The following is a 21,635-nucleotide window of genomic DNA, read 5'->3' on the forward strand; positions in this document are numbered from 1 at the left end:
TCAGCCTCGTTCAGCCGAAGGAAGGGTTGCCGTCGGCGCGGAAGCGGCTGCCGAGCCGATAGCGCGACGCGGGATGCAGGCATCGCACCATCGTCACCGGCGTGGTGCGCGTCCAGGTGCGCCGCGTGAGCAGCAGGCAGGGGTCGGTCACCGGCATGTCGAGGCGCTCAGCCTGCTCGGGCGTCGGAAGCACGGCGTCGACCACGTGCTCGATCTGGTCGAAGGGCACGTTGCGCACCAGGTATTCGCTCGGCGGGACGGTCGAGAAATCCTGGTCGAGGAAATTCGGCACCACGCGGGGATTGACGTAGCGGTCTTCGAGCTGCACCGGGATGTCGTTCTCCAGGTGCAGGCACACCGTATGGAACACCGACTCGCCGGGGCGCAGGTCGAGCCACACCGCGACGTCGGGTGATGCGGCGATGCGTTCGGCCACCAGGAACTCGCAGCGGTAGTCATGCCCGCGGTCGCGGATTTCGCTCGCGATGTTGGCGATCTGCAGCAGCGTGGATTGCGGCTTGTCCTCGGCCACGAAGCTGCCGACGCCTGCGACCCGCACGATGCGGCCTTGCTCCACCAGCTCGCGCAGTGCGCGATTGACCGTCATGCGCGCGACGCCGAACTGCGCGACCAGTTCGCTCTCCGAAGGGAGGCGGTGGCCTGCCGCCCACGAGCCATCCTGGATCTTGTGCGTGATGAAAGCCTTGACCTGCTCGTACAGCGCCATCGCGGGCAACGCCGAATTGGCCGCCTCGCGCGATTCCGCGCCCGCGGATTTCTTCGCGGGCTGGCGCGCGTCGGTGACTTTGCGAAGGCTGGCTGCGGTCATGCGGTCTTTCGTGCGATGCGGATCAGTGCTCTGCAGCAGCCATCGATTCCGCGCGGATCTCTTCGGTGAGGCGCGCCTTGATCTCCATGAACTCCGGCGAGGTCTTGATCGTGTAGTGGCGCGGGTGCGGGAAGTCGACCGCGATCTCGGTCTTGATGCGGCCGGGTCGCGCGCTGAAGACGGCGACGCGGTTCGCCATGAAGATCGCCTCGTCGATGTCGTGCGTGACGAAGAGCACCGTCTTGCGCGCCGACTCCCAGATGCCAAGCAGCAGTTCCTGCATCAGCACGCGGGTCTGGTTGTCGAGCGCGCCGAATGGCTCGTCGAGCAACAGCATCTTGGGGTCGTTGGCCAGCGCGCGCGCGATCGCGGTGCGCTGCTGCATGCCGCCGGAGAGCTGCTTGGGGAAGTGGTTCTCGAAGCCGCGCAGCCCGACCTTGGCGATGAAGAAGTCGCTGCGCTCCTTCTGCTCGGCCTCGCTCATGCCGCGCTCGCGCAGGCCGAAGCGGATGTTCTGCGCGATGGTGAGCCAGGGGAACAGCGTGTAGCTCTGGAACACCACGCCACGATCGGCGCCCGGGCCTTCGATGGTCTGGCCGTCGAGCAGCACGCGACCTTCGGTCGGATAGTCGAGGCCGGCGACGATGCGCAGCAGCGTGGACTTGCCGCAGCCCGAGGGGCCGAGGATGGTGACGAAGTCGTTCTCGCGCACCTCGAAGTCGATGGGCAGCAGCGCCTGCGTCTTCTGGCCGCGCGTGCCGGTGAAGATGCGGGACACGCCCCGGACTGAAAGTTGGTTCATCAGATGGTGCTCCACGCGAAGAGGCGGCGATTGAGAGCCTTGAAGGCGAAGTCGGAGATCAGTCCGATCACGCCGATGACGATGATCCCGAAGATGATCTGCCCGGTGTTCAGCAGCGCCTGGCTGTCGGTGATCATGTGACCGATGCCGGAGGACGAGCCGATCAGTTCCGCGACGATGACGTAGGTCCAGGCCCAGCCCAGCACGAGGCGCAGCGTTTCGGCGATGCCCGGCGCAGCGCCAGGGATCAGCACCCGCAGGACGATGCCACGGCTCTTGGCGCCCAACGTGTAGGCGGCCTCGACCAGGTCGCGGCGTGCGCTGCCGACGGTGACGGCCACCATCAGCGTGACCTGGAACACCGAGCCGATGAAGATCACGAGCAGCTTCTGCGCCTCGCCGATGCCGGCCCACAGGATCAGCAGCGGGATGAAGGCCGAGGCCGGCAGGTAGCGGCAGAAGGAGACGAAGGGCTCGAAGAAGGCTTCGACGCTCTTCCACGTGCCCATCGCGATGCCGAGCGGCACCGCGATCAGGGTCGCCAGCACGAAGCCGCCGAACACGCGCCATACCGTCATGGCGATGTCGTGGGTGAAGTCGTACTGGGTGAAGAGGAGCACGCCCTCCTTCAGCATCGTGACCGGGCTGGCCAGGAAGGTCGGCGACACGAAGCCGCCGAGCGTGAAGAAGGACCAGACCACCACGAAGAGCACGAAGAAGCCCAGCCCGAGCATCCAGCGCGCACGCGCGCTGACGGGTTCGAGCGGGGCCAGTGCGCGGTGCCGGCGCGCCGCCGCCGACGCGACCGGCCCGGCAGATGCCAACGGCTTGGGAGAGTTCATGACAGGCGTCGCGTCCATGGCGGTCTCTTACTTGATGTAGCTGGTGTCGAAGGTGGCGGCCAGGTCGTCAGGCGCCTTGCGGATCACGCCCGACTCCAGCAGGATGGCCTGTGCGTCCTTCATGAACGGCGTGATGTCGCTCGCGAAGAATTTCTGGTTGGCCGCCTTGTCCGACCAGCGCAGGTAGGCCGAGGACTTGGCGAACTGCTCGCCCGTCTGCTTGACCGCGGCGCCCATGATCTCGTTGGACTTGGCCGGATCGGTCTTGATCATCTCGACCGCTTCGAAGTACGAGTTGGCCAGCGCCTGCGCGGCCTTGGCGTTGGTCTTGAGCCAGGTGGGCGCGCAACCGACCGTGTCCATGACCATCGGGTAGTCGAGCGTGGTGGCGAGGATCTTGCCGGCGGCAGGGTTGGCGCGCACGGTCGAGAGATAGGGCTCGTAGGTCATCGCGGCGTCGTTCTGGCCGGAGACGAAGGCCTGGGCGGCAGGCTGCGGCTCGAGCGAGACCAGCTTGACGTCCTTCATGGTCAGGCCGTTCTTGTTGAGCATCCAGGCCAGACCGAAGTAAGGCGCGGTGCCCGGTGCGCTGACGCCGATGGCCTTGCCCTTGAGGTCGGCGAAGGTCTTGACGTCGTTGCGCACGGCCAGGCCGTCGGCGCCGTAGGACTTGTCCATCTGGAAGATCTGCACGATCGGCACGCCGTTGGCGTTCCAGGCGACGTGCGTCTCGACGGTGGTGGCCGCGCACTGGATGGCGCCGGAGGCCAGCGCGAGATGGCGGTCCTTCTGCGGGATCATGCGCAGTTCGACGTCGAGTCCGTTCTTCTTGAAGATGCCGGCCTTGTCGGCCAGCGTGAGCGGCGCGAAGCCGGTCCAGCCGGACATGCCGAGGGTGATCTTGGTTTCCTGGGCACTGGCGCTCGCCGCCATGCCTGCGATGCACGCACCTGCCGCCACCAGCGAGGCGATTTTTCCGACCGTCATGACCATCAAGGTTCTCCTGTTGCGTTTCAAAAAAGTTCGGCTCGCCGGGCCCGACAAAGGGGGCAGATTCCAGCAGGTGGCCGAGTTTCATCCGCTGCGATGCACCTGTATATACAGGTTAACCCGAAATTGCAGTTCGGATCAAGCCCCGCCCTGCACTTGCTCAGTGCGCGAAAGCGGTTTCATGCACCAAAAGCTGTCTAGACAGGGCTTGGCGGCAGCGAACAACTGGCAAGTTGGCAAGCCGCATGCCAGGCAGGCCAGTTGGCTGGTGAGCGCGTCGGCCTGCCTCGAGACACTGGCCTCCACGGACCTCGGCGAAAGGCGCGACCTGCCGCTGGAGCGCTACGTACGCGATGCGCGGATCCTGCGCATCTACGAGGGCTCCTCGGAGATCCCAGCGCAACATCATTGCGCGCATCGTCCTGGGCTGATCCGCAAGGCTGAGACAATCAAGGTGCGCGGTCCGGGAGGACGCGTGCTGTTCGGAGTCCACCCGGGCTTCAGTTCACCCGCACCGCGGGCGCGAGCAGCTATCAAAACCAATAGCATCTTGTCCGCCTTGCCACTCTCGTCATCCTCGCCCGAGCCGCAGCAGATCCTCCAGGAGGTCTTCGGCTACGCGGCGTTCCGCGGCCCCCAGGCGCCGATCGTCGACCACGTCACCGCCGGCGGCGATGCGCTGGTGCTGATGCCGACCGGCGGCGGCAAGTCGCTGTGTTACCAGATCCCCGCCATCGCGCGCCAGCGTGCCGGCCACGGCGTGACGGTGGTGGTGTCGCCGCTGATCGCGCTGATGCACGACCAGGTCGGCGCACTGCACGAAGCCGGCGTGAATGCGGCCTTCCTCAACTCCACGCTCGACTGGGAGCAGACGCAGGATGTCGAGCGCCGCATGCTGCGCGGCGAGATCACGCTGCTCTACGCAGCACCTGAGCGCGTGACGACGCCGCGCTTCCTGTCGCAACTCGATTCGCTCAACGAGCGCGGCAAGCTCTCGCTGTTCGCGATCGACGAAGCGCATTGCGTGAGCCAGTGGGGCCACGATTTCCGCCCGGAGTACCGCGCGCTGACCGTGCTCCACGAGCGCTTTGCCGGCGTGCCGCGCATCGCGCTCACCGCGACCGCCGACGCGCTGACGCGTGCCGACATCGTCGAGCGGCTGCAACTTGAAGAAGCGCGCCAGTTCGTCTCCAGCTTCGACCGGCCGAACATCCGCTACACCATCGTCGAGAAGAAGGAAGCCACCACGCAGCTGCTGCGCTTCATCGAACGCGAGCACGAAGGCGATGCGGGCGTCGTCTACTGCCAGTCGCGCAAGCGGGTGGAAGACGTGGCGCAGACGCTCAGCGACGCGGGCATCAACGCCCTGCCCTATCACGCGGGGCTGGATGCCGGGCTGCGCCAGAAGCACCAGGATCGCTTCCTGCGCGAGGAAGGCATCGTGATGGTGGCGACCATCGCCTTCGGCATGGGCATCGACAAGCCCGACGTGCGCTTCGTCGGGCATCTCGACATGCCGAAGAACATTGAGGGCTACTACCAGGAAACCGGCCGCGCCGGTCGCGACGGTGCGCCCGCCGATGCCTGGATGGCCTACGGCCTGCAGGACGTGGTGAACCAGCGCCGCATGATCGACGAGAGCCCGGCCGGCGAGGAATTCAAGCAGGTGATGCGCGGCAAGCTGGACGCGCTGCTCTCCCTCGCGGAAGCCAGCGACTGCCGGCGCGTCCGGCTGCTCGGCTACTTCGGCGAGAAGAGCACGCCCTGCGGCAACTGCGACAACTGCCTGAACCCGCCCCAGGTGTGGGACGGCACCGATGCGGCGCGCAAGCTGCTCTCGACCATCTACCGCGTGCAGCAGCAAAGCGGCATCAGTTTCGGCGCCGGTCACATCATGGACATCCTGCGGGGCAAGGAGACCGAGAAGGTCAAGCAGTTCGGACATGAAAGGGTGAGCACCTTCGGCATCGGCGGCGAGTTCAGCGAGCCGCAGTTGCGTGGCGTGCTGCGGCAGCTCATTGCGACGGGTGCGTTGTCGGTCGACGCGCAGGCCTTCAATACGCTGCAGTTGACCGAAGGCTCGCGCGGGGTGCTGAAGGGCGAGGTGCAGGTGATGCTGCGCGAATCGGTCTCGTCGCCGGCCGAGCGCAAGCCGCGTCGGGAGAAGACGGCGCGCGGTGCGCCTTCACCGGCGGCCGCCTCGCTCGATGCGTCGGGCCAGGCGCGCTTTGCCGCGCTCAAGGCGTGGCGTGGTGAAGTCGCGCGCGAGCACAACCTGCCGGCCTATGTGATCTTCCACGACGCGACGCTCGCCGCCATCGCGGAACGCGCGCCGGCCACGCTGGAAGACCTGCAAGGCATCAGCGGGATCGGAAGCAAGAAGCTCGAGGCCTATGGAGAGGATGTGTTGCGGGTCTGCTCAAGCTTCTGACTCGCCCAGATCCTATTGCTCGCCCCCAGGCTTGCTCACTTCGTGTAGCCGCCCACCCCCTGCCGGGGGCAATACCGGCGGCCCGGCGGAGCCGGGTCCGCGGTATTCCTGGTGAGGTCTCGGCTGCGGTCCGCGTCAGGGGCGCGTTACGAGGCGGGTTTCTCGTATCGGTGATCGGATGAGGTAGGGGGTGCCGCCCGTCTCTGCCTTGCTGCGGGCGACATCGAGCTTGTTGGACGATGCCGCCGGGCAGGCGCCGGTGGCGCGGAAGCCGAGCGCAGCGGCGAGGCGCGCCTCGGCGGGGTCGCCCAGCGCGTGGCCGAAGTCGTCGGCCACGGCGCAGGTGGGCGTGAAGCCGTCGCCATAGTCGCCGAAGCCCTGTTGGTTGACGCCCTGGAACTGGATCGCGAAGTAAGTGGTGCCGCAGTTGTCCTGGGGGAAGAAGCCGTAAGGCTTTCCGCAGGTGGCGCCGCCGATCAGGTTCACCGTCACGCCCACGCCTCGCAGGCTGTTGACGACCGATTCGCTGGCGGAGCACATGTCGGGCCCGGCGAGCACGGTGACGCGCGACAAGCCGAGTTGCGGCAGCGCCTGGCCCGCTGTGGTCGAAAAGCCGCGGGTGGTCGCATAGAAGGGTACGGTTGACTGCGCCGGTGTGAAGCCGAACGGGTTCTTCCTGTTGAACTGGAGACGCTCGAACACAGTGCCCGTCGTTGCGGCGGGCGAGGCAATCATGAAGGCCAGTTCGCTCGCGACGTCGAGCAGGCCGCCGCCGTTGTAGCGCATGTCGATCACCAGGTCGACGATGCCGGCGCCCTGGAGCTGATTCACGGCCGCGATCAGCTGCGATTCGGCAGTGGCCATGTGGTCGTTGAAGAGCAGGTAGCCGACGGGCCCGCTGGAGGTCGAGACCGTCTTCACGTTCTGGACCGGCGTGCGCGTGATCCGTGCCGCCGTCAAGGTGACGCTGCGCTCGCCGCCGTCCGGCGCCCGCAGCATGAAGCTGTGCACCTCGCCTTCGCGCGTGGGGGTGAGGCCCGCATTGAGCCCGGCGACATTCGAACCGTTGGCGACGTCGATGCCGTCGATCGCAGTGACCTGTTCTCCGCGCCCCATCGCGGCCTGGGACGCCGGCGAACCGGGCTCGGTGAAGGCCACGCGAATGTCGCGTGGGGGCGCGGCGCTGAGGATGGCGGGCTCGAAGCCGTAGCCGACTTCGATGCCGCTTTGCGACAGGGCGCGGTACGCAGCGGTATCAGAGGTGAAATGAAAGCGGTCCTTGGCGCGGCCGCTTGCCGTGGTATTGGGCGTCTTCAGTGCCGAGAAATAGGCGACGGGCGTCGCGAAGTCCGCGGCGTTGACGCTCGGCACTTCATCGAACCACAGGTAGGTTTCATCGATCCATGCCCGGATCCAGCTCTTCTCGGTGGCGACCGAGCCGGCCCGGTCCGGAAAGGCGGCGCCCGTGTCCGGATCGACGCCCATGCGCGGCGCGGCGCATTGGCCCGCCACACTGGACGACGGCACGATCGACGCATCGCTGGGTGCCGAGGGGGCCGCGGCCACGGGCAAGGCGACGCCGCCTCCACCCCCTCCGCCACCGCACGCGGCGAGCATTGCAACAACAGCCAGCGTGGCAGCGGCCGCGGCGCAACGCGCCGGGCCCATGGTCCGGAAACCCCTCATCGATCACTTTCCCTTGCGCGCGCCGGCGTCCGGCGCTGCATGCGTGTTTGCTATTGGACGAAGCCGATGCCGCGCGATTCGCGCACCTCGGGCTTGATCCGATGCTCGGCTTCCAGCTGGTCCAGGAACTCGCCGGCCGAGAACGAAACCGCAAGGATATCCGTCTGGCGCTTCACCGCCGCGAAATCGCCGGGGCAGAGCTGCGGAAGCCTGGCCAGCCGATGCCTGATCTCGCTCGTGAGGCGCAGCGTGTCGCCCTCGAGCGCTTCGGTGACGAACATGCGTTCGCGCTGATCGCCGGTCAGCGGCATGAACTTGATCTTGAAGGTGAAGCGGCGCAATGCCGCCTGGTCGATGCGGTCGAGCAGGTTGGTGGTGCACACGAAGATGCCGTCGAAACGTTCCATGCCCTGCAGCATCTCGTTGACCTCGGTCACTTCATAAGTGCGCTGCGCGCCGCGCCGGTCCTGCAGGAAGCTGTCGGCCTCGTCGAGCAGGAGGATCGCCTTCTCGGCCTCCGCTTCCTTGAACATCGCGGCCATGTTCTGCTCGGTTTCACCGACGTACTTGCTCATCAGGTCGCTCGCCTGCTTGACGATCAGCGGCCGGCCGATCGCCTTGGCCATGTGCTCGGCGAGTGCCGTCTTGCCGGTGCCCGGCGCGCCGTAGAAGCAGAGCGTGCCGTGGCCGCGCGCCTTGAGCGCCTCGACGATGCGCGGTATCTCGAAGCGGGTCTCGACGTTCAGCATGTCGAGGTCGTAGGTGGTGACGCTGCGGCGTGCGCCCAGCGTGTCGAGCGTGCCCAGTGCCAGGTCGGCATTCTTGAGTTGGCGTTCGATCAGGACTTCGACCGAACTGCCTTCGGTCATCGCCAGTTCCGCGAAGCGCACCGCCGTGCGGATCTGCGCCGGCGTCAGGCCCTTGCGCCCGGCCAGCTTGGCGGTGAAGGCCTCCGACACCGAAACCCCTTCGAGCGTCTTGCGCACCAGCTGCTCGCGAGCGCCCGGCGGGGGCGACTTGAGTTCGAGGTGGTAGGCGAAACGTCGGCGGAACGCCGGGTCGATCTGCTCGATGCGGTTGGTGACCCACAGCGTCGGCACGGCGTTCGATTCGAGGATCTGGTTGACCCACGCCTTGCCGCTCACGCTGCCGCTGGTCGGTGACGGGACCTGCTCGGCGCGCGCCATGATCTGCGCCGCCTCGGTACTGATCGGCGGGAAGACGTCTTCCACTTCGTCGAAAAGCAGTGCGGCCTGCTCGCTGCCCTTGAGAAACACCTGCGCGATCTGCAGCGAGCGGTAGCGGTCGCGGCCCGAGAGCGAATTGCCGTCGCGATCGGCGTATTCGACTTCGAAGAGTTCGAGGCCCGCGGCCTGCGCGACGACCTTGGCGAGTTCGGTCTTGCCGGTGCCCGGCGGACCATAGAGCAGCACGTTGACGCCCGGCTCCCGGCGCGCCACGGCCGCACGCAGCAGCGTGACGAGCATCTGCGCATCGTCCTCGACGAAGGAGAAATCGTGCACCGTCAGCGCGCTCTTGGCCGATGGCCGCGTGAACACCGCCATGAGCTCGTTGCGGTCGCGGTATTCGCGCATCAGCACCGGCGGGAGTTTCTCGCTGACCTTCATGAGATCGGCGAGGTCGGTGATGTTGTGCTCCGAGATCAGGTTCTCGACCAGGCCGATGCGTTCCAGGCGCGAGCCCGCGCGCAGCGCCTCGCCCACCTCGCTGGCATTGACGCCGGCCACTTCCGCGATGGCGGCATAGGCCTCGGGCGCGTTGTTGACCTTGAACTCGACCAGCAGCGAGCGCAGGTCACGCTGATAGCGTGCGAGCGTTCCGTAGAGCAGGAGCGCGCGTTCGGCCCTGTTGAGTTGCAGCAGGCCGGCGAGCGCGTCGATGTTCTTCTCGACCAGCGTGGACTGCTTGCGCAAGGCATGCGTGAGCCAGTCGCGCGTGACCGAGAGCACCGACAGCAGGTCCTTGGGCTGGTCCTTGGCGTACTCGTCGAGGTAGAAGAACAGCGTGCCTTCCTCATAGGGCCCGCGCCAGACGCCGTGGCGTTCGAGCAGCGTGCGGCCATCGAAGTCCTCGACGCCTTTCCATATTTCGTTGCCGGCACATCGTCGCCCGAGAAACTCTCGCAACCGTTGCAATACAGGCAAGGGCCAGACGAGATGGCGGCCGGTGAGCGACAGCAGGCCGTTCAGGTCGCGGCGCACATTGAAGCGCGGCCCCTGCTTGGCCGCCAACGTAAGCACGAAATGCGAGCACATGAGCTCGAGCACCGGTGCTTCCTTGAGTCCGGGCGATGGCAATGCGTGGCCGCGGGAAGCCGCAGCCACTACATCGACGCCGGAACGCTTGACCATCGGGGAACCCCCATTGAGGTGAAACAGAATCTGAGCGCGACCATAACGCAGACTTTTGGCTTGGGGAAGCCTCGCGACGGGTAACAGCGCCGAATGTGCACTTCAGGAGCCACAATTCAGGGGATGGTTGGAATCCAAGACATTGAACGCGCCGCGAGTCGCCTGCAGGGCCAGATACTCGATACCCCCTGCGTCGAATCACGCACGCTGTCCGAGATCGTCGGGGCACAGGTTTTCCTCAAGTTCGAGAACCTGCAGTTCACGGCGTCGTTCAAGGAGCGCGGCGCCTGTAACAAGCTGGTCGATCTCTCGGAAAGCGGCACGCGTGGCGTGATCGCCATGTCCGCGGGCAATCACGCCCAGGGCGTGGCCTACCACGCGCAGCGGCTCGGGCTGCGCGCGCTGATCGTCATGCCCCGCTTCACGCCCGGCGTGAAGATCGAGCGGACCCGCGGTTTCGGCGCCGAAGTCGTGCTGCACGGCGACACGCTCGATGCCGCACGCGCCCATGCCTTGACGCTGGCGGAACGCGAAGGCCTGGCTTTCGTCCACCCCTATGACGACGAAGCGATCATCGCCGGACAGGGAACGGTGGCGCTCGAAATGCTGGAAGCGGAGCCCGAACTCGACGCGCTGGTGGTGTCGGTCGGCGGCGGGGGGCTCATCAGCGGGATGGCCATTGCCGCGCGTGCCCGCCGGCCGGGCATCGAGATCGTCGGCGTCCAGACCACGCGCTTTCCGGCCATGGTGAACGCCGTGCAGGGCACGCACCATCCGCAGGGCGCCAGCACGATCGCCGAAGGGATCGCGGTGGGCACGCCGGGCATCCTGACGCGCGAGATCATTGCCGGCCATGTCGACGACCTGCTGCTGGTCGACGAAGGCGACATCGAGCAGGCGGTCCTGATGCTGCTGGAAATCGAGAAGACGCTGGTGGAAGGCGCGGGCGCTGCCGGTCTGGCGGCGCTGATCCGCCATCCGGAGCGCTTCCGGGGCAAGCGGGTCGGGCTGGTGCTGTCGGGTGGGAATATCGATCCGCTGCTGCTGGCAGCCATCATCGAGCGCGGCATGGTCCGGGCCGGGCGGCTGGCGCGGGTGCGGGTCAGTGCCCGCGACGTCCCGGGCTCGCTGGCTCACATCACGGCCACGGTCGCCGAAGCTGGCGCCAACATCGATGAAGTGCACCACCAGCGGGCGTTCACGATGCTGGCGGCCCAGAACGTCGATATCGAGCTGGTGTTGCAGACCCGGGGCCGAGAGCACCTTGCGGCCGTGCTGGAAGCCCTGCGCGCTTCGGGTTTCGAGGCCGTCGAACAGCGCTGAAGCGGGGCTTGGAGGTCTGGGCAACCCCCTACACCGGGCTTTGGGACCGGTCGGTAAAATGCCTGCAGTCTTGAGAACGCAAGGAAAACCAATGTCCAACCCTACCCCCATCGAGCCCGGCCACGCCGCCGCGGTCGAAAAAGACGCGGTCGAATCGATCGTCCACCTGATGCCCCTGGTGCTGCCCGTGGCGGGCGGGGTACTGATGCTTCTTCTCGCATCGATCGCCATCTACGTGGCCTGATCCCGGGCCCGGCGTCGGGCACTGCGTGCCCCCGCTGTCGCTCGAAGCGTCCCAGGCCAGCCGGCCGGCACCGCAGCCGGCCACTGATTTCCGGTCCGTGCCGGCTGCCCTCCAGGCGGCTCTCCCGAGACAGAAGCGTTTTTTCCAACGGATCTCGCCAAACGCAGGCATCGAGTCCCGTTCGAAAAGACGATTTTCAACTTAGGAGATAGACGATGAACGCACCGCTGAAGGGTCTTGCCATGCAGGCACCCTCCTACGTCAAGAACGCGAAGCTGATCGCCTGGGTGGCCGACATGGCCGCGCTGTGCAAGCCCGAGCGCATCCACTGGTGCGACGGCACGACCGAGGAGTACGACCGCCTCTGCCAGCTGATGGTCGACGCCGGCACCTTCAAGAAGCTCAACCCGGCCAAGCGGCCCAACTCCTTCCTCGCAACCTCCGATCCGAGCGACGTCGCACGCGTGGAGGATCGCACTTTCATCTGTTCCGCCAACAAGGAAGACGCCGGCCCCACCAACAACTGGATGGCACCGGCGGAAATGCGTGCCACGCTGCAACCGCTCTTCGACGGCTGCATGAAGGGCCGCACGATGTATGTCGTGCCGTTCAGCATGGGCCCGCTCGGTTCGCCGATCGCGCACATCGGCATCGAGTTGTCCGACAGCCCTTATGTGGCGGTCAACATGAAGATCATGACCCGCATGGGCAAGGCCGTGTACGACGTGCTGGGCGATGACGGCGACTTCGTGCCTTGCGTGCACACCGTGGGCGCGCCGCTCGAAGCCGGCCAGGAGGACGTGGCCTGGCCCTGCAACAAGACGAAGTACATCGTCCACTACCCGGAGACGCGCGAAATCTGGAGCTATGGCTCGGGCTACGGCGGCAACGCATTGCTCGGCAAGAAGTGCTTCGCGCTGCGCATCGCATCGAACATGGGCCGCGACGAAGGCTGGCTCGCAGAGCACATGCTGATCCTCGGCGTGACCAACCCCGAGGGCAAGAAGTACCACGTGGCGGCCGCCTTCCCGAGCGCTTGCGGCAAGACCAACTTCGCGATGCTGATCCCGCCGGCCGGCTTCGACGGCTGGAAGGTCACGACCATCGGCGACGACATCGCCTGGATCAAGCCGGGCGCCGACGGCAAGCTGCACGCCATCAACCCCGAAGCCGGCTACTTCGGCGTTGCCCCCGGCACCAACATGCAGACCAATCCGAACTGCATGGCCAGCCTCGACCGCGACGTGATCTTCACGAACGTGGCGCTCACCGATGACGGCGACGTCTGGTGGGAAGGCATGAGCGAGGCTCCCGCGCACGCGATCGACTGGCAGGGCAAGGACTGGACGCCGGCCATCGGCAAGGAAACGGGCGCCAAAGCGGCCCATCCGAATGCGCGCTTCACCGTCGCCGCCATCAACAACCCGGCGCTGGACGACGCCTGGGACGATCCGAAGGGTGTGGCGATCGACGCCTTCATCTTCGGCGGCCGCCGCTCGACCACGGTGCCGCTGGTGACGGAGGCCCGCAATTGGGTCGAAGGCGTCTACATGGCCGCCACGATGGGCTCGGAGACGACCGCTGCCGCCGCCGGACAGCAGGGCGTGGTGCGTCGCGACCCGTTCGCGATGCTGCCTTTCGCCGGCTACAACATGAGCGACTACTTCCAGCACTGGCTGGACCTGGGCAAGAAGCTCGAGGCCTCCGGCGCACGGCTGCCGAAGATCTACACGACCAACTGGTTCCGCAAGGGCGAGGACGGCAAGTTCGTCTGGCCCGGCTATGGCGAGAACATGCGCGTCCTGAAGTGGATGATCGACCGCATCGAGCAGAAGGCCGAAGGCAGCGAGCACGTGTTCGGCGTCAGCCCCCGCTACGAAGACCTGAACTGGACGGGGCTGGACTTCAGCGCCGAGCAGTTCAAGACAGTCACCAGCATCGACAAGGCAGCCTGGCTGGCGGAACTGAAACTGCACGCGGAGTTGTTCCAGCAACTGGCGCACCATCTGCCGAAGGAACTGCCGGCCACGAAGGCGGCGATCGAGCAGCGATTGGTTGCTTAGCTCGCCCCCAGGCTGCGCGTACTTCTTGTCGCTTCGCCTTCCCCCTGCCGGGGGCAACACCGGCGGACCGGCGAAGCCGGATCCGCGGTGTTCGCCAACAAAAAAGCCCCGCATGCGGGGCTTTTTGCTTTGGGCCGCGGGGGCGGCTGGGTGGATCAGTAGTACTGGCCCAGGTTCACGCGGCGCATGGCTTCGTGGAGGGTCGGGGCGCGGACGCTGGGGGAGCGCTTGGCGATGCGTTCCAGGGCTTGCGTCTTGATGTCGACCGACGTCTCGGCTTCAGCGGCTGCTTCCTGGCGGGTGGCGATGGCCTGCAGGTCGCGCAGGATGCGCGGGTCATGCCTGGCGTAGGCCATGAATTGCTCGTCGGCGCGGGCGGCTGCGCGGCGGCGAGCGGATTCACGGGCCGAGGCGATGGCGCGGGTGGCGAGGCTGCGTGCCGTGCCGGCGAAGAGCGCGATGGCGACGAATGCCACGCCCCAGAGCACGACCCAGGCCACCAGCAGGCCGCCCTCTTCGGAGGTGGCCATCAGCCTGTCGGCGACGACGAGCAGCGAAGCGACGATCGCGCCCAGCAACAAGGCGGCCAGGCCACGTGCGCCGTCGAAGCCGCGGCGCGCACCGCGGATGCGCTCGATCACTGCCTCGGCGCGAACGACGCCGGGGTGGGTTTCGGGGGTGTCAACGTGTACGAAACTGGTCATGATGCGTTCCTCCTAAAGAACGAAGGGCCGGAGCCGATGGAGGGATATTAGGGGATACCCTAGTGTTTTGCCAATTTATCTTATTGATGTTTATCATTCACAGAACTAATGGACGTCAACTTTCGCACACTCGATCTCAACCTCCTTCGCGTCTTCGACGAGGTGATGGCGGAGCGCAACCTGACGCGAGCCGCGCGGAATCTCTCCATCACGCAGCCCGCCGTCAGCAATGCGCTGCGGCGCCTGCGCGAAGTCCTGGGTGACGAGTTGGTGCACCGCGCGGGTGCCGGTGTCGAGCCGACGCCGCGCGCGCTGGCCCTGTGGCCCATCGTCCGGGATGCGCTGAGGCAGTTGCAACACACGCTGGCGCCGGGCGAGTTCGATGCGGGCACCTCGGACACGAACTTCCTGCTCGCGATGGCGGATGCCACCGCGGCCGAACTCATGCCCGGATTGGTCGAAATCATTGAACGGGAAGCCCGTGCGGTCTCCTTGCGCGTGCTGCCACTGACCACGCGGGATCCTCGGCGCATGCTGGAGAACGAGGAAGTCGACATGGCGATCGGCTACTTTCCGGCGGTGGTCGCGAGCCTCGCAGCCCGGGGGCAGTCAGGCGTCGGCCTGGCTTTCGAAACCCAGAGGCTGTATGTCGGGGAGTACGTCTGCGTGATGCGCCGGGACCATCCCCTGGCGGCCGAGCCGTTGACGCTCGACAACTACTGCGCGGCGCGGCACCTGCTGGTGAGTTTCTCGGGCCGCCCCTACGGATTCATCGACCAGACACTCGGCGCGATGGGGCGCGAACGGCGAATCGTGGTGACGGTGAACCAGTTCTTCACGGCCGGCCGGGTGGTGGCGAATTCCGATCTGCTCACCGTGCTGCCTCGGCATTTCGTCCGGGTGACGGGCATCGACCAACAACTGGTCCTGCGCGAGTTGCCCTTCGCCCAGCCGATGGTGCACGTGGATGCGGTCTGGCACCGACGCGCCCAGCACGGCCATGCGCATGAATGGCTGCGGCAGTCGCTGATGCGATCGGCTGCCGCAGCCTTCACGCGGGCGCCGGAAGAATTCGCGACGCCAGGTTTGTGAAAGACGAAGGAAAACTCAGCGAACGACGCTCAGCCACGCGCTCGCGGCGACGCGCAGTTCCTGGGCGTGATGGGCATCCAGGCCCGCACGGCGATCCGCGCTTTCCATCAGCACGGCGGCGTGGCTGGACGGTTGGGAATCACGAGCGGGGCGAAGAAAACGGGCCACTTGGGCGATCAAGCTAAGCATGATGGTGCGCGGCCTTGGGCACGCGCCTGTATTGAAGATGAACCTAGATTAAGGGTTTTCCCCAATATTCCAAGTCGAACGTCATGCGCGCTATGCATAACCTCATCACCTAGACTGCATTCATGAAGCTCCAGCTGCTTTCGGACCTCCACATCGAAGTGCATCCTCACCTGCAGATCGCCCCGGCCCCGGGCGCCAACCTGCTGGTGCTGGCCGGCGACATCGGTTCCTACCAGGCCGGCTCCAGCCTCACCGAGCCCGATTTCGGCCTCGCCCGCTTTTCACCGCGGCGCGGCTGGCCGACCCCGGTGCTGTATGTCCCGGGCAACCACGAGTACGACAACGCGGATTTCGACGAGATCCACACCCGGCTTCGAGAAACCTGTGACGCGCTGGACATCGGCTGGCTGGAACGCGAGACACGCGTCATCGACGGCGTGCGCTTTATCGGCACCACGCTCTGGGCCGACTTCGACGCGCTGGTCGACCGGACCGACAGCCTGTCCGAAGCGCTCAAGAAGCGGGGCAAAGCGATGCGCGCGGCCAACTTCTACTTGCAGAAGGCCGCCACCGTGCGAGCGGGCGAAATCTTTCTCGCGGAAGCCCTGAGAGAGCACTCACTGACGTGCCAGGCTTGGCTGCGCAATGCGCTAGACGAAAGCTTCGACGGCACCACCGTGGCGATCACCCATTTCGCCCCGACGCTCGCGAGCGCCGATCCACGCTACGGGCTGAGCCCCGGCACGGCAGGCTTCTGCAATTCCCTGGACGAACTCCTGCCCCAGGCGGACTTCTGGCTGCACGGGCACCTCCATTGCCAGTTCGACTACGTGAAGGACGGCTGTCGCGTCATCGCGAATCCGCTGGGCTACGTCGGCAAGGGCGAGCAGGAAAACTTCCGGCCCGACCTGCTGATCGAGGTGTCGTAGCGCCCGCTGACGCCTCAGGCGAGTTGCGCGTCCAGCAGCCGCGCGACATGGACGGCTTCGCGCTGCGCGCCGTCGGCGATCTGGTGACGGCAGCTCGTGCCGTCGGCCACCACGATCGCGTCGGGGCTCTTGCGCACGGCCGGCAGCAGGCTGGCTTCGGCCATCTGCATCGACACCGCGTAGTGGGCGGCCTCGTAGCCGAAGCTGCCCGCCATGCCGCAGCAGGAACTCTCGATCAGTTCCGGCTTGGCGCCCGGAATCAGCTTGAGCACGTCCAGGATCGGGCTCACGGCGCCGAAGGCCTTCTGGTGGCAGTGGCCGTGCAGCAGGATCGGCTTGTCGACCGGCTTGAGCGCCAACTGGAAGCGCCCGGTCTTTATTTCGCGCGCAATGAACTCCTCGAAGAGCAGCGCCTGACCGGCGACCGTCTGCGCCTTGGGCCCCAGCCCCATGACCAGCGTTTCGTCGCGCAGCGTGAGCAGGCACGACGGTTCGAGGCCGACGATCGCGATGCCCGCATCGGCCAGCGGCAGCAGCGCATCGATCAGCGCACCCGCCTTGGCCTTTGCCTCGTCCACCATGCCGCTGGCCAGGTACGTACGGCCGCAGCAGTGATGGCCGCCGTTTTTTTCCACCGTGTGCAGCACATAACCCGCGGCCTTGAGCACGCGCGCGGCGGCCAAGGCGTTCTCGCTTTCGAAGTTGCCATTGAAGGTATCGACGAAGAGCACCGCGGCTTTCTGCCCGCCCCGAGCGGCTGCGATGGCCTGTTCACGGCTCGCGAACATCGATCCGTCGTTCGCACGCCAGAAGGTGTCGCTGCGCCATGCGGGCAGCGAACGTCGGGCGGAGAGCCCCAGCACCTTTTCTCCCAGCCAGCGCGCGCCGGGCACCGTGTTGCGCAGGTTCAGCAGCCACGGCACGCGGCTCGCCGCATGGGCGTAGTCCGGCAGCCATGCGATCAGCTTGTCCTTCAGCGTGTGCCCGTGCTTCTTCTTGTAGTGAGCGAGGAACTCGATCTTCATCTTCGCCATGTCGACGCCCGTCGGGCAATCGCGCTTGCAGCCCTTGCAGCCGACGCACAGGTCCATGGTGTCGTGCATGGCTTCGCTGGTGAAGGCGTCGGGCCCGAGCTGCCCCGAGATCGCGAGGCGCAGCGTGTTGGCGCGGCCGCGCGTCAGGTGCTGCTCGTCACGCGTCACGCGGTAGCTCGGGCACATGGTGCCGGCGTCGAATTTGCGGCAGTGGCCGTTGTTGTTGCACATCTCGACGGCCTTGGCGAAGCCGCCGGTGACGTCGCCGCCGGTGCCCGGGGCCGTGGTCACTTCCGTCACCGGGTCGGCCTGCACATTCCATGCGGACCAGTCGAGGACCGGCGTGAGCGGAATGCGCTTGTACGGCTTCGGCGCCGTGGCCGGCGCAAAGCGGAACAGCGCGCCGTCGTCCATCTTCGGCGGATCGATGATCTTGCCGGGGTTGAAGAGGTTGATCGGATCGAGCTTCTGCTTGATCGAGCGAAAGGCTTCGTTGATGGCCGGGCCGAACTGCCATTCGATCCATTCGCCGCGGCACAGGCCGTCGCCGTGCTCGCCGCTGAAGGCGCCCTTGTACTTGCGCACGAGAGCACTCGCCTCTTCGGCAATTGCGCGCATCTTGGCTGCGCCGTCGGTGCGCATGTCGAGGATGGGCCGCACGTGCAGCGTGCCCACCGAGGCGTGGGCATACCAGGTGCCACGGCTGCCGTACTTCGCGAACACTTCGGTCAACCCGTCGGTGTACTCGGCCAGATGCTCGAGCGGCACCGCGCAATCCTCGATGAAGCTCACCGGCTTGCCGTCGCCCTTGAGGCTCATCATGATGTTGAGGCCCGCCTTGCGCACTTCCCAGAGGTTCTTCTGTGGTGCGTCGTCGCGCATCTCGACCACGCTGCCCGGCAGGCCGAGCTCGCCCATCAGGTCCACCAGCTCCTTCAGCTTCGGCAGCAGCGCGCCCTTGTCGCCGCCCGAGAACTCGACCAGCAGGATGGCCGCAGGCCGGCCGATCAGCGCGGTCTCGACGGTGGGACGGAAGGCGGGGTTGGCGAGGCTCAGCTCGATCATCGTGCGGTCGACCAGTTCGACCGCCGTGGGCCCGAGCTTCACGATGTGCTGCGCCGAATCCATCGCCGCATGGAAGGTCGGGAAGTTGACGATGCCCAGAACCTTCGAGCGCGGCAGTTCGGCGAGCTTGAGCGTCAGGCTTCGCGTGTAGGCCAGCGTGCCTTCGGCGCCGACCAGCAGGTGCGCCAGATTGACGCTGCCGTCCTCGGTGTAGGGCTTCTCGCTCTGGTTGTCGAAGATGTCGAGGTTGTAGCCCGCGACGCGACGCAGGACCTTGGGCCAGTTCGCCTGGATCTGACTGCGATGTTGCAGCACGAGCTGCCGCACGTGCAGCGCAATCTCGCTCGCCCGCGCGCCCAGGTTCGACACCGGCCCGAAATCGACCAGTTCGCCGTCGGACAACCAGGCGCTCGCGCCGGCGACGTTGTGCACCATGTTGCCGTACGCGATGGAGCGCGACCCGCACGAGTTGTTGCCCGCCATCCCGCCCAGCGTGGCCTGCGCGCTGGTTGACACGTCGACGGGATACCAGAGCCCGTGGGGCTTGAGTTGCGCATTCAGGTGGTCGAGCACGATGCCCGGCTCCACCGAGACGGTGCGGCGATCGAGGTCGAGGTCCAGCACGCGCCGGAAGTGCTTGCTGTTGTCGATCACCAGGGCCGCGCCCGTCGTCTGGCCGCACTGGCTGGTGCCGCCGCCGCGCGCCAGCACCGGCACCTTCAGGTCGCGCGCCACATCGATGGCGATCGCGATGTCGCGCTCGGTCTTCGGCACCAGCACGCCGACCGGCATGATCTGGTAGATCGACGCATCGGTCGCATAACGGCCGCGCGACGCATCGTCGAAAAGCACCTCGCCCTGCGTCTCCGCCGCCAGCCGCCTCGCCAGCGCCTCGCAGGTTTCGTTGGGGGGGAGGACGGTACCGGCTGGCTGGAGATGGCTCGCGGGCTCGATGCGCATGGGAAGGGTCTCAGGTCTTGGCCGCGTGGGACCGTGGATAGATTTCGCCGGCGCGCAGGAGCTCCAGCACGGTGTCGCGCTTGCGGTTCAGGTGCTCGATCAGCACCTGGCGCATCGCGGCGGGGTCGCGCGCGCCAAGGGCCGCGATCATTCGTTCGTGTTCGGCGACCGCATCGGCCCACTTGCTTTCGTTCTGGTTGGTGCGAAAGCGCAGCGATTGCACGCGGGCGTTGACGGAGCGGTAGGTGTTCGTCAGCACCGGGTTCTTGGCTGCATCGTTGATCGCCTCGTGGATGCGCGCATTGATTCGGTAGTAGCCGGAGAGCTCGCGACGCGCGAAGCACGCCATCATTTCGTAGTGCAGCGCACGCAGCTCGGCCAGTTCCCCGTCGGTGATGCGCTGCGCCGCCAGCTCGCCGGACATGGCCTCCAGCATCGACAGCAGCTCGAAGGTGTTGACCACGTCGGCCTCGGTCAGCTTGACGGCCACCGCGCCGCGATTGGGCAACAGGTCGACCAGCCCCTCCGCCGCCAGCAGCTTGATGGCCTCGCGCAGCGGCGTGCGAGAAACGCGCAACTGCTCGCACAGTTCGCGCTCGTTGAGCTTGGCGCCGGGCGCGATCTGGCCTTCGATGAGCATCGTGCGCAGCCGCGACGCCACCTGGTCGTGCAGCGCGAGACGCGAAATTTCGATCACTTCCGCCATGGGTCCATTTCCTTCACTTGCATTTTGAATGCAAATTTCGACCACCTCAATGCCTGGACGTAATGGATAACCAGCATGCGCTTTTGTGTTTTGAATGCAAAACTTGCCGCGAAAGGACGGCTCCATGCTTCAACTCGACTCCCATCCCACCGGCAGGCACTTCCTGCAGATCCCAGGTCCGAGCCCGGTGCCCGATCGCATCCTGCGCGCGATGAGCCTGCCGACCATCGACCATCGCGGCCCCGAGTTTGGCGTGCTCGGACGACAGGTGCTCACAGGCATCCGGCAGATCTTCAAGACACAGCACCCCGTCATCATCTATCCGGCCTCCGGCACGGGCGCCTGGGAGGCCGCGCTGTCGAACACGCTGAGCCCGGGCGACCACGTGCTGATGTTCGAGACCGGCCACTTCGCCTCGCTGTGGCAGAAGATGGCGACGCGGCTGGGCGTCTCGACCGAGTTCCTCGCCTATGGCGGCACGGACGCGCATCTGCCGAACGCGCCCGGCTGGCGCCGCGGGGTGCAGGCGGACCTGATCGAGGCGCGCCTGCGCAAGGACACTGAGCGAAAGATCAAGGCCGTGTGCGTGGTGCACAACGAGACCTCCACCGGTGTCACCTCCGACATCGCTTCGGTGCGCCGCGGCATCGATGCGGCGGGCCACCCGGCGCTGCTGATGGTCGACAGCATCTCGGGGCTCGCGAGCGCCGACTTCCGCCATGACGAATGGGGCGTGGACGTCACCATCAGCGGCTCGCAGAAAGGCCTGATGCTGCCGCCGGGCATCAGCTTCAACGCCATCTCGCCGCGCGCGCTCGAAGCGATGAAGAGCGCGAAGCTGCCACGCTCCTTCTGGGCCTGGGACGAGATCGTCGAGATGAACAAGGACGGCTACTGGCCCTACACACCCAACACCAACCTGCTCTACGGCCTCTCGGAATCGCTGGACATGATCCTCGGCGAAGGCCTGGACAACGTCTTCGCGCGCCACCAGCGCTGGGCCGCCGGCGTGCGCGCAGCGGTGAACGCATGGGGCCTGCCGATCCAGTGCGCCGACCCGGCCGTCTACTCGCCGGTGCTGACCGGCGTGATCACGCCCGAGGGCGTCGACGCTGACGCGGTGCGACGTCTGATCCACCAGCGCTTCGATCTTTCGCTCGGCACGGGACTGGGCAAGCTCAAGGGCCGGATGTTCCGCATGGGCCACCTCGGGGACAGCAACGACCTGACCCTCGTCGCGATGGTCGCCGGCGTCGAGATGGGCTTGAAGCTTTCCGGCGTGAAGCTCGCCGGCAGCGGCGTGCAGGCCACGATGGATTACTTCGCCGGCCATGCCGCGCCGGCGGCGCTGCAGAAGGCCGCCTGAGCGCAGCG

17 protein-coding genes are annotated in these 21,635 nt (G+C 66.4%); 7 read left to right on the forward strand and 10 right to left on the reverse strand.

The window, feature by feature from the left end:
* Positions 1-10: 10 nt before the first annotated feature.
* The 4 genes from hutC to ACSFBL_RS17105 form a co-directional block, all read right to left on the reverse strand.
* A complete protein-coding gene (hutC, locus tag ACSFBL_RS17090) occupies positions 11-727 on the reverse strand; it encodes a histidine utilization repressor (RefSeq protein ID WP_435517370.1) in 717 nt (238 codons plus the stop codon).
* A 124-nt stretch (positions 728-851) separates the two neighbouring features.
* Positions 852-1,631, reverse strand: a complete 780-nt coding sequence (locus ACSFBL_RS17095) for an ABC transporter ATP-binding protein (RefSeq protein WP_435516989.1) — start codon at positions 1,629-1,631, stop codon at positions 852-854.
* Positions 1,631-2,473: an ABC transporter permease gene (locus ACSFBL_RS17100; RefSeq protein WP_435516990.1), complete on the reverse strand. Its 843-nt coding sequence runs from the start codon at positions 2,471-2,473 to the stop codon at positions 1,631-1,633. The genes ACSFBL_RS17095 and ACSFBL_RS17100 overlap by 1 nt, the downstream gene beginning before the upstream one ends.
* A gap of 27 nt (positions 2,474-2,500) precedes the next feature.
* The gene (locus ACSFBL_RS17105; RefSeq protein ID WP_435516991.1) at positions 2,501-3,466 is read right to left on the reverse strand and encodes an ABC transporter substrate-binding protein; all 966 of its coding nucleotides are present in this window, start codon (positions 3,464-3,466) and stop codon (positions 2,501-2,503) included.
* Between the two features lie 529 nt (positions 3,467-3,995).
* Here ACSFBL_RS17105 and recQ point away from each other — a divergent pair.
* On the forward strand, positions 3,996-5,894 hold the full coding sequence (recQ, locus tag ACSFBL_RS17110; RefSeq protein ID WP_435517371.1) for a DNA helicase RecQ: 1,899 nt from the start codon (positions 3,996-3,998) through the stop codon (positions 5,892-5,894).
* A 135-nt stretch (positions 5,895-6,029) separates the two neighbouring features.
* On the opposite strand, the gene ACSFBL_RS17115 is transcribed toward recQ, so the two are convergent.
* Positions 6,030-7,580, reverse strand: coding sequence for a S41 family peptidase (locus tag ACSFBL_RS17115; protein WP_435516992.1), 1,551 nt, complete (start codon positions 7,578-7,580; stop codon positions 6,030-6,032).
* Positions 7,581-7,630: 50 nt separating this feature from the next.
* Complete coding sequence (locus ACSFBL_RS17120) at positions 7,631-9,952, reverse strand: ATP-binding protein (RefSeq protein WP_435516993.1); 2,322 nt, start codon at positions 9,950-9,952, stop codon at positions 7,631-7,633.
* A gap of 123 nt (positions 9,953-10,075) precedes the next feature.
* Here ACSFBL_RS17120 and ACSFBL_RS17125 point away from each other — a divergent pair, with 123 nt between their 5' ends.
* The 3 genes from ACSFBL_RS17125 (at position 10,076) to ACSFBL_RS17135 (ending at position 13,582) form a co-directional block, all read left to right on the forward strand.
* On the forward strand, positions 10,076-11,275 hold the full coding sequence (locus ACSFBL_RS17125; protein WP_435516994.1) for a threonine ammonia-lyase: 1,200 nt from the start codon (positions 10,076-10,078) through the stop codon (positions 11,273-11,275).
* A gap of 91 nt (positions 11,276-11,366) precedes the next feature.
* The gene (locus ACSFBL_RS17130; protein ID WP_435516995.1) at positions 11,367-11,519 is read left to right on the forward strand and encodes a hypothetical protein; all 153 of its coding nucleotides are present in this window, start codon (positions 11,367-11,369) and stop codon (positions 11,517-11,519) included.
* 215 nt (positions 11,520-11,734) lie between these two features.
* A complete protein-coding gene (locus ACSFBL_RS17135) occupies positions 11,735-13,582 on the forward strand; it encodes a phosphoenolpyruvate carboxykinase (GTP) (protein WP_435516996.1) in 1,848 nt (615 codons plus the stop codon).
* A 155-nt stretch (positions 13,583-13,737) separates the two neighbouring features.
* On the opposite strand, the gene ACSFBL_RS17140 is transcribed toward ACSFBL_RS17135, so the two are convergent.
* Complete coding sequence (locus ACSFBL_RS17140) at positions 13,738-14,286, reverse strand: hypothetical protein (RefSeq protein WP_435516997.1); 549 nt, start codon at positions 14,284-14,286, stop codon at positions 13,738-13,740.
* Positions 14,287-14,394: 108 nt separating this feature from the next.
* On the opposite strand from ACSFBL_RS17140, the gene ACSFBL_RS17145 reads away from it, so the two are divergent.
* Positions 14,395-15,378: a LysR family transcriptional regulator gene (locus ACSFBL_RS17145; protein ID WP_435516998.1), complete on the forward strand. Its 984-nt coding sequence runs from the start codon at positions 14,395-14,397 to the stop codon at positions 15,376-15,378.
* Positions 15,379-15,393: 15 nt separating this feature from the next.
* Here ACSFBL_RS17145 and ACSFBL_RS17150 read toward each other — a convergent pair whose 3' ends face one another.
* Entirely contained in the window at positions 15,394-15,567 is a 174-nt protein-coding gene (locus ACSFBL_RS17150; RefSeq protein ID WP_435516999.1) for a hypothetical protein, read from the reverse strand.
* Between the two features lie 122 nt (positions 15,568-15,689).
* Between ACSFBL_RS17150 and ACSFBL_RS17155 the strand changes: the two genes are divergently transcribed.
* Positions 15,690-16,496, forward strand: coding sequence for a metallophosphoesterase (locus ACSFBL_RS17155; protein ID WP_435517000.1), 807 nt, complete (start codon positions 15,690-15,692; stop codon positions 16,494-16,496).
* 14 nt (positions 16,497-16,510) lie between these two features.
* On the opposite strand, the gene ACSFBL_RS17160 is transcribed toward ACSFBL_RS17155, so the two are convergent.
* Positions 16,511-19,555 carry an FAD-binding and (Fe-S)-binding domain-containing protein gene (locus ACSFBL_RS17160; protein WP_435517001.1) on the reverse strand — a complete coding sequence of 1,015 codons (3,045 nt, stop codon included), beginning with the start codon at positions 19,553-19,555 and terminating at the stop codon, positions 16,511-16,513.
* Between the two features lie 10 nt (positions 19,556-19,565).
* Positions 19,566-20,261: a GntR family transcriptional regulator gene (locus ACSFBL_RS17165; protein WP_435517372.1), complete on the reverse strand. Its 696-nt coding sequence runs from the start codon at positions 20,259-20,261 to the stop codon at positions 19,566-19,568.
* A gap of 124 nt (positions 20,262-20,385) precedes the next feature.
* On the opposite strand from ACSFBL_RS17165, the gene ACSFBL_RS17170 reads away from it, so the two are divergent.
* Positions 20,386-21,627, forward strand: a complete 1,242-nt coding sequence (locus ACSFBL_RS17170) for a pyridoxal-phosphate-dependent aminotransferase family protein (protein WP_435517002.1) — start codon at positions 20,386-20,388, stop codon at positions 21,625-21,627.
* The last annotated feature ends 8 nt before the right edge of the window (positions 21,628-21,635 follow it).

Origin of the sequence: Variovorax glacialis (genome assembly GCF_051216375.1) — a bacterium.
In the GTDB taxonomy this organism is placed as follows: domain Bacteria; phylum Pseudomonadota; class Gammaproteobacteria; order Burkholderiales; family Burkholderiaceae_C; genus Variovorax.

Bases quoted from the DNA above. Each gene is read 5' to 3' on its own strand.
- ACSFBL_RS17155 (WP_435517000.1), top strand. From the start codon at position 15,690: ATGAAGCTCCAGCTGCTTTCGGACCTCCACATCGAAGTGCATCCTCAC.
- ACSFBL_RS17095 (WP_435516989.1), bottom strand. From the start codon at position 1,631: ATGAACCAACTTTCAGTCCGGGGCGTGTCCCGCATCTTCACCGGCACG.
- hutC (WP_435517370.1), bottom strand. From the start codon at position 727: ATGGCGCTGTACGAGCAGGTCAAGGCTTTCATCACGCACAAGATCCAG.
- ACSFBL_RS17125 (WP_435516994.1), top strand. From the start codon at position 10,076: ATGGTTGGAATCCAAGACATTGAACGCGCCGCGAGTCGCCTGCAGGGC.
- ACSFBL_RS17100 (WP_435516990.1), bottom strand. From the start codon at position 2,473: ATGAACTCTCCCAAGCCGTTGGCATCTGCCGGGCCGGTCGCGTCGGCG.
- ACSFBL_RS17165 (WP_435517372.1), bottom strand. From the start codon at position 20,261: ATGGCGGAAGTGATCGAAATTTCGCGTCTCGCGCTGCACGACCAGGTG.
- ACSFBL_RS17160 (WP_435517001.1), bottom strand. From the start codon at position 19,555: ATGCGCATCGAGCCCGCGAGCCATCTCCAGCCAGCCGGTACCGTCCTC.
- ACSFBL_RS17150 (WP_435516999.1), bottom strand. From the start codon at position 15,567: ATGCTTAGCTTGATCGCCCAAGTGGCCCGTTTTCTTCGCCCCGCTCGT.
- ACSFBL_RS17145 (WP_435516998.1), top strand. From the start codon at position 14,395: ATGGACGTCAACTTTCGCACACTCGATCTCAACCTCCTTCGCGTCTTC.
- ACSFBL_RS17130 (WP_435516995.1), top strand. From the start codon at position 11,367: ATGTCCAACCCTACCCCCATCGAGCCCGGCCACGCCGCCGCGGTCGAA.
- ACSFBL_RS17135 (WP_435516996.1), top strand. From the start codon at position 11,735: ATGAACGCACCGCTGAAGGGTCTTGCCATGCAGGCACCCTCCTACGTC.
- ACSFBL_RS17120 (WP_435516993.1), bottom strand. From the start codon at position 9,952: ATGGTCAAGCGTTCCGGCGTCGATGTAGTGGCTGCGGCTTCCCGCGGC.
- ACSFBL_RS17140 (WP_435516997.1), bottom strand. From the start codon at position 14,286: ATGACCAGTTTCGTACACGTTGACACCCCCGAAACCCACCCCGGCGTC.
- ACSFBL_RS17170 (WP_435517002.1), top strand. From the start codon at position 20,386: ATGCTTCAACTCGACTCCCATCCCACCGGCAGGCACTTCCTGCAGATC.
- ACSFBL_RS17115 (WP_435516992.1), bottom strand. From the start codon at position 7,580: ATGAGGGGTTTCCGGACCATGGGCCCGGCGCGTTGCGCCGCGGCCGCT.
- ACSFBL_RS17105 (WP_435516991.1), bottom strand. From the start codon at position 3,466: ATGGTCATGACGGTCGGAAAAATCGCCTCGCTGGTGGCGGCAGGTGCG.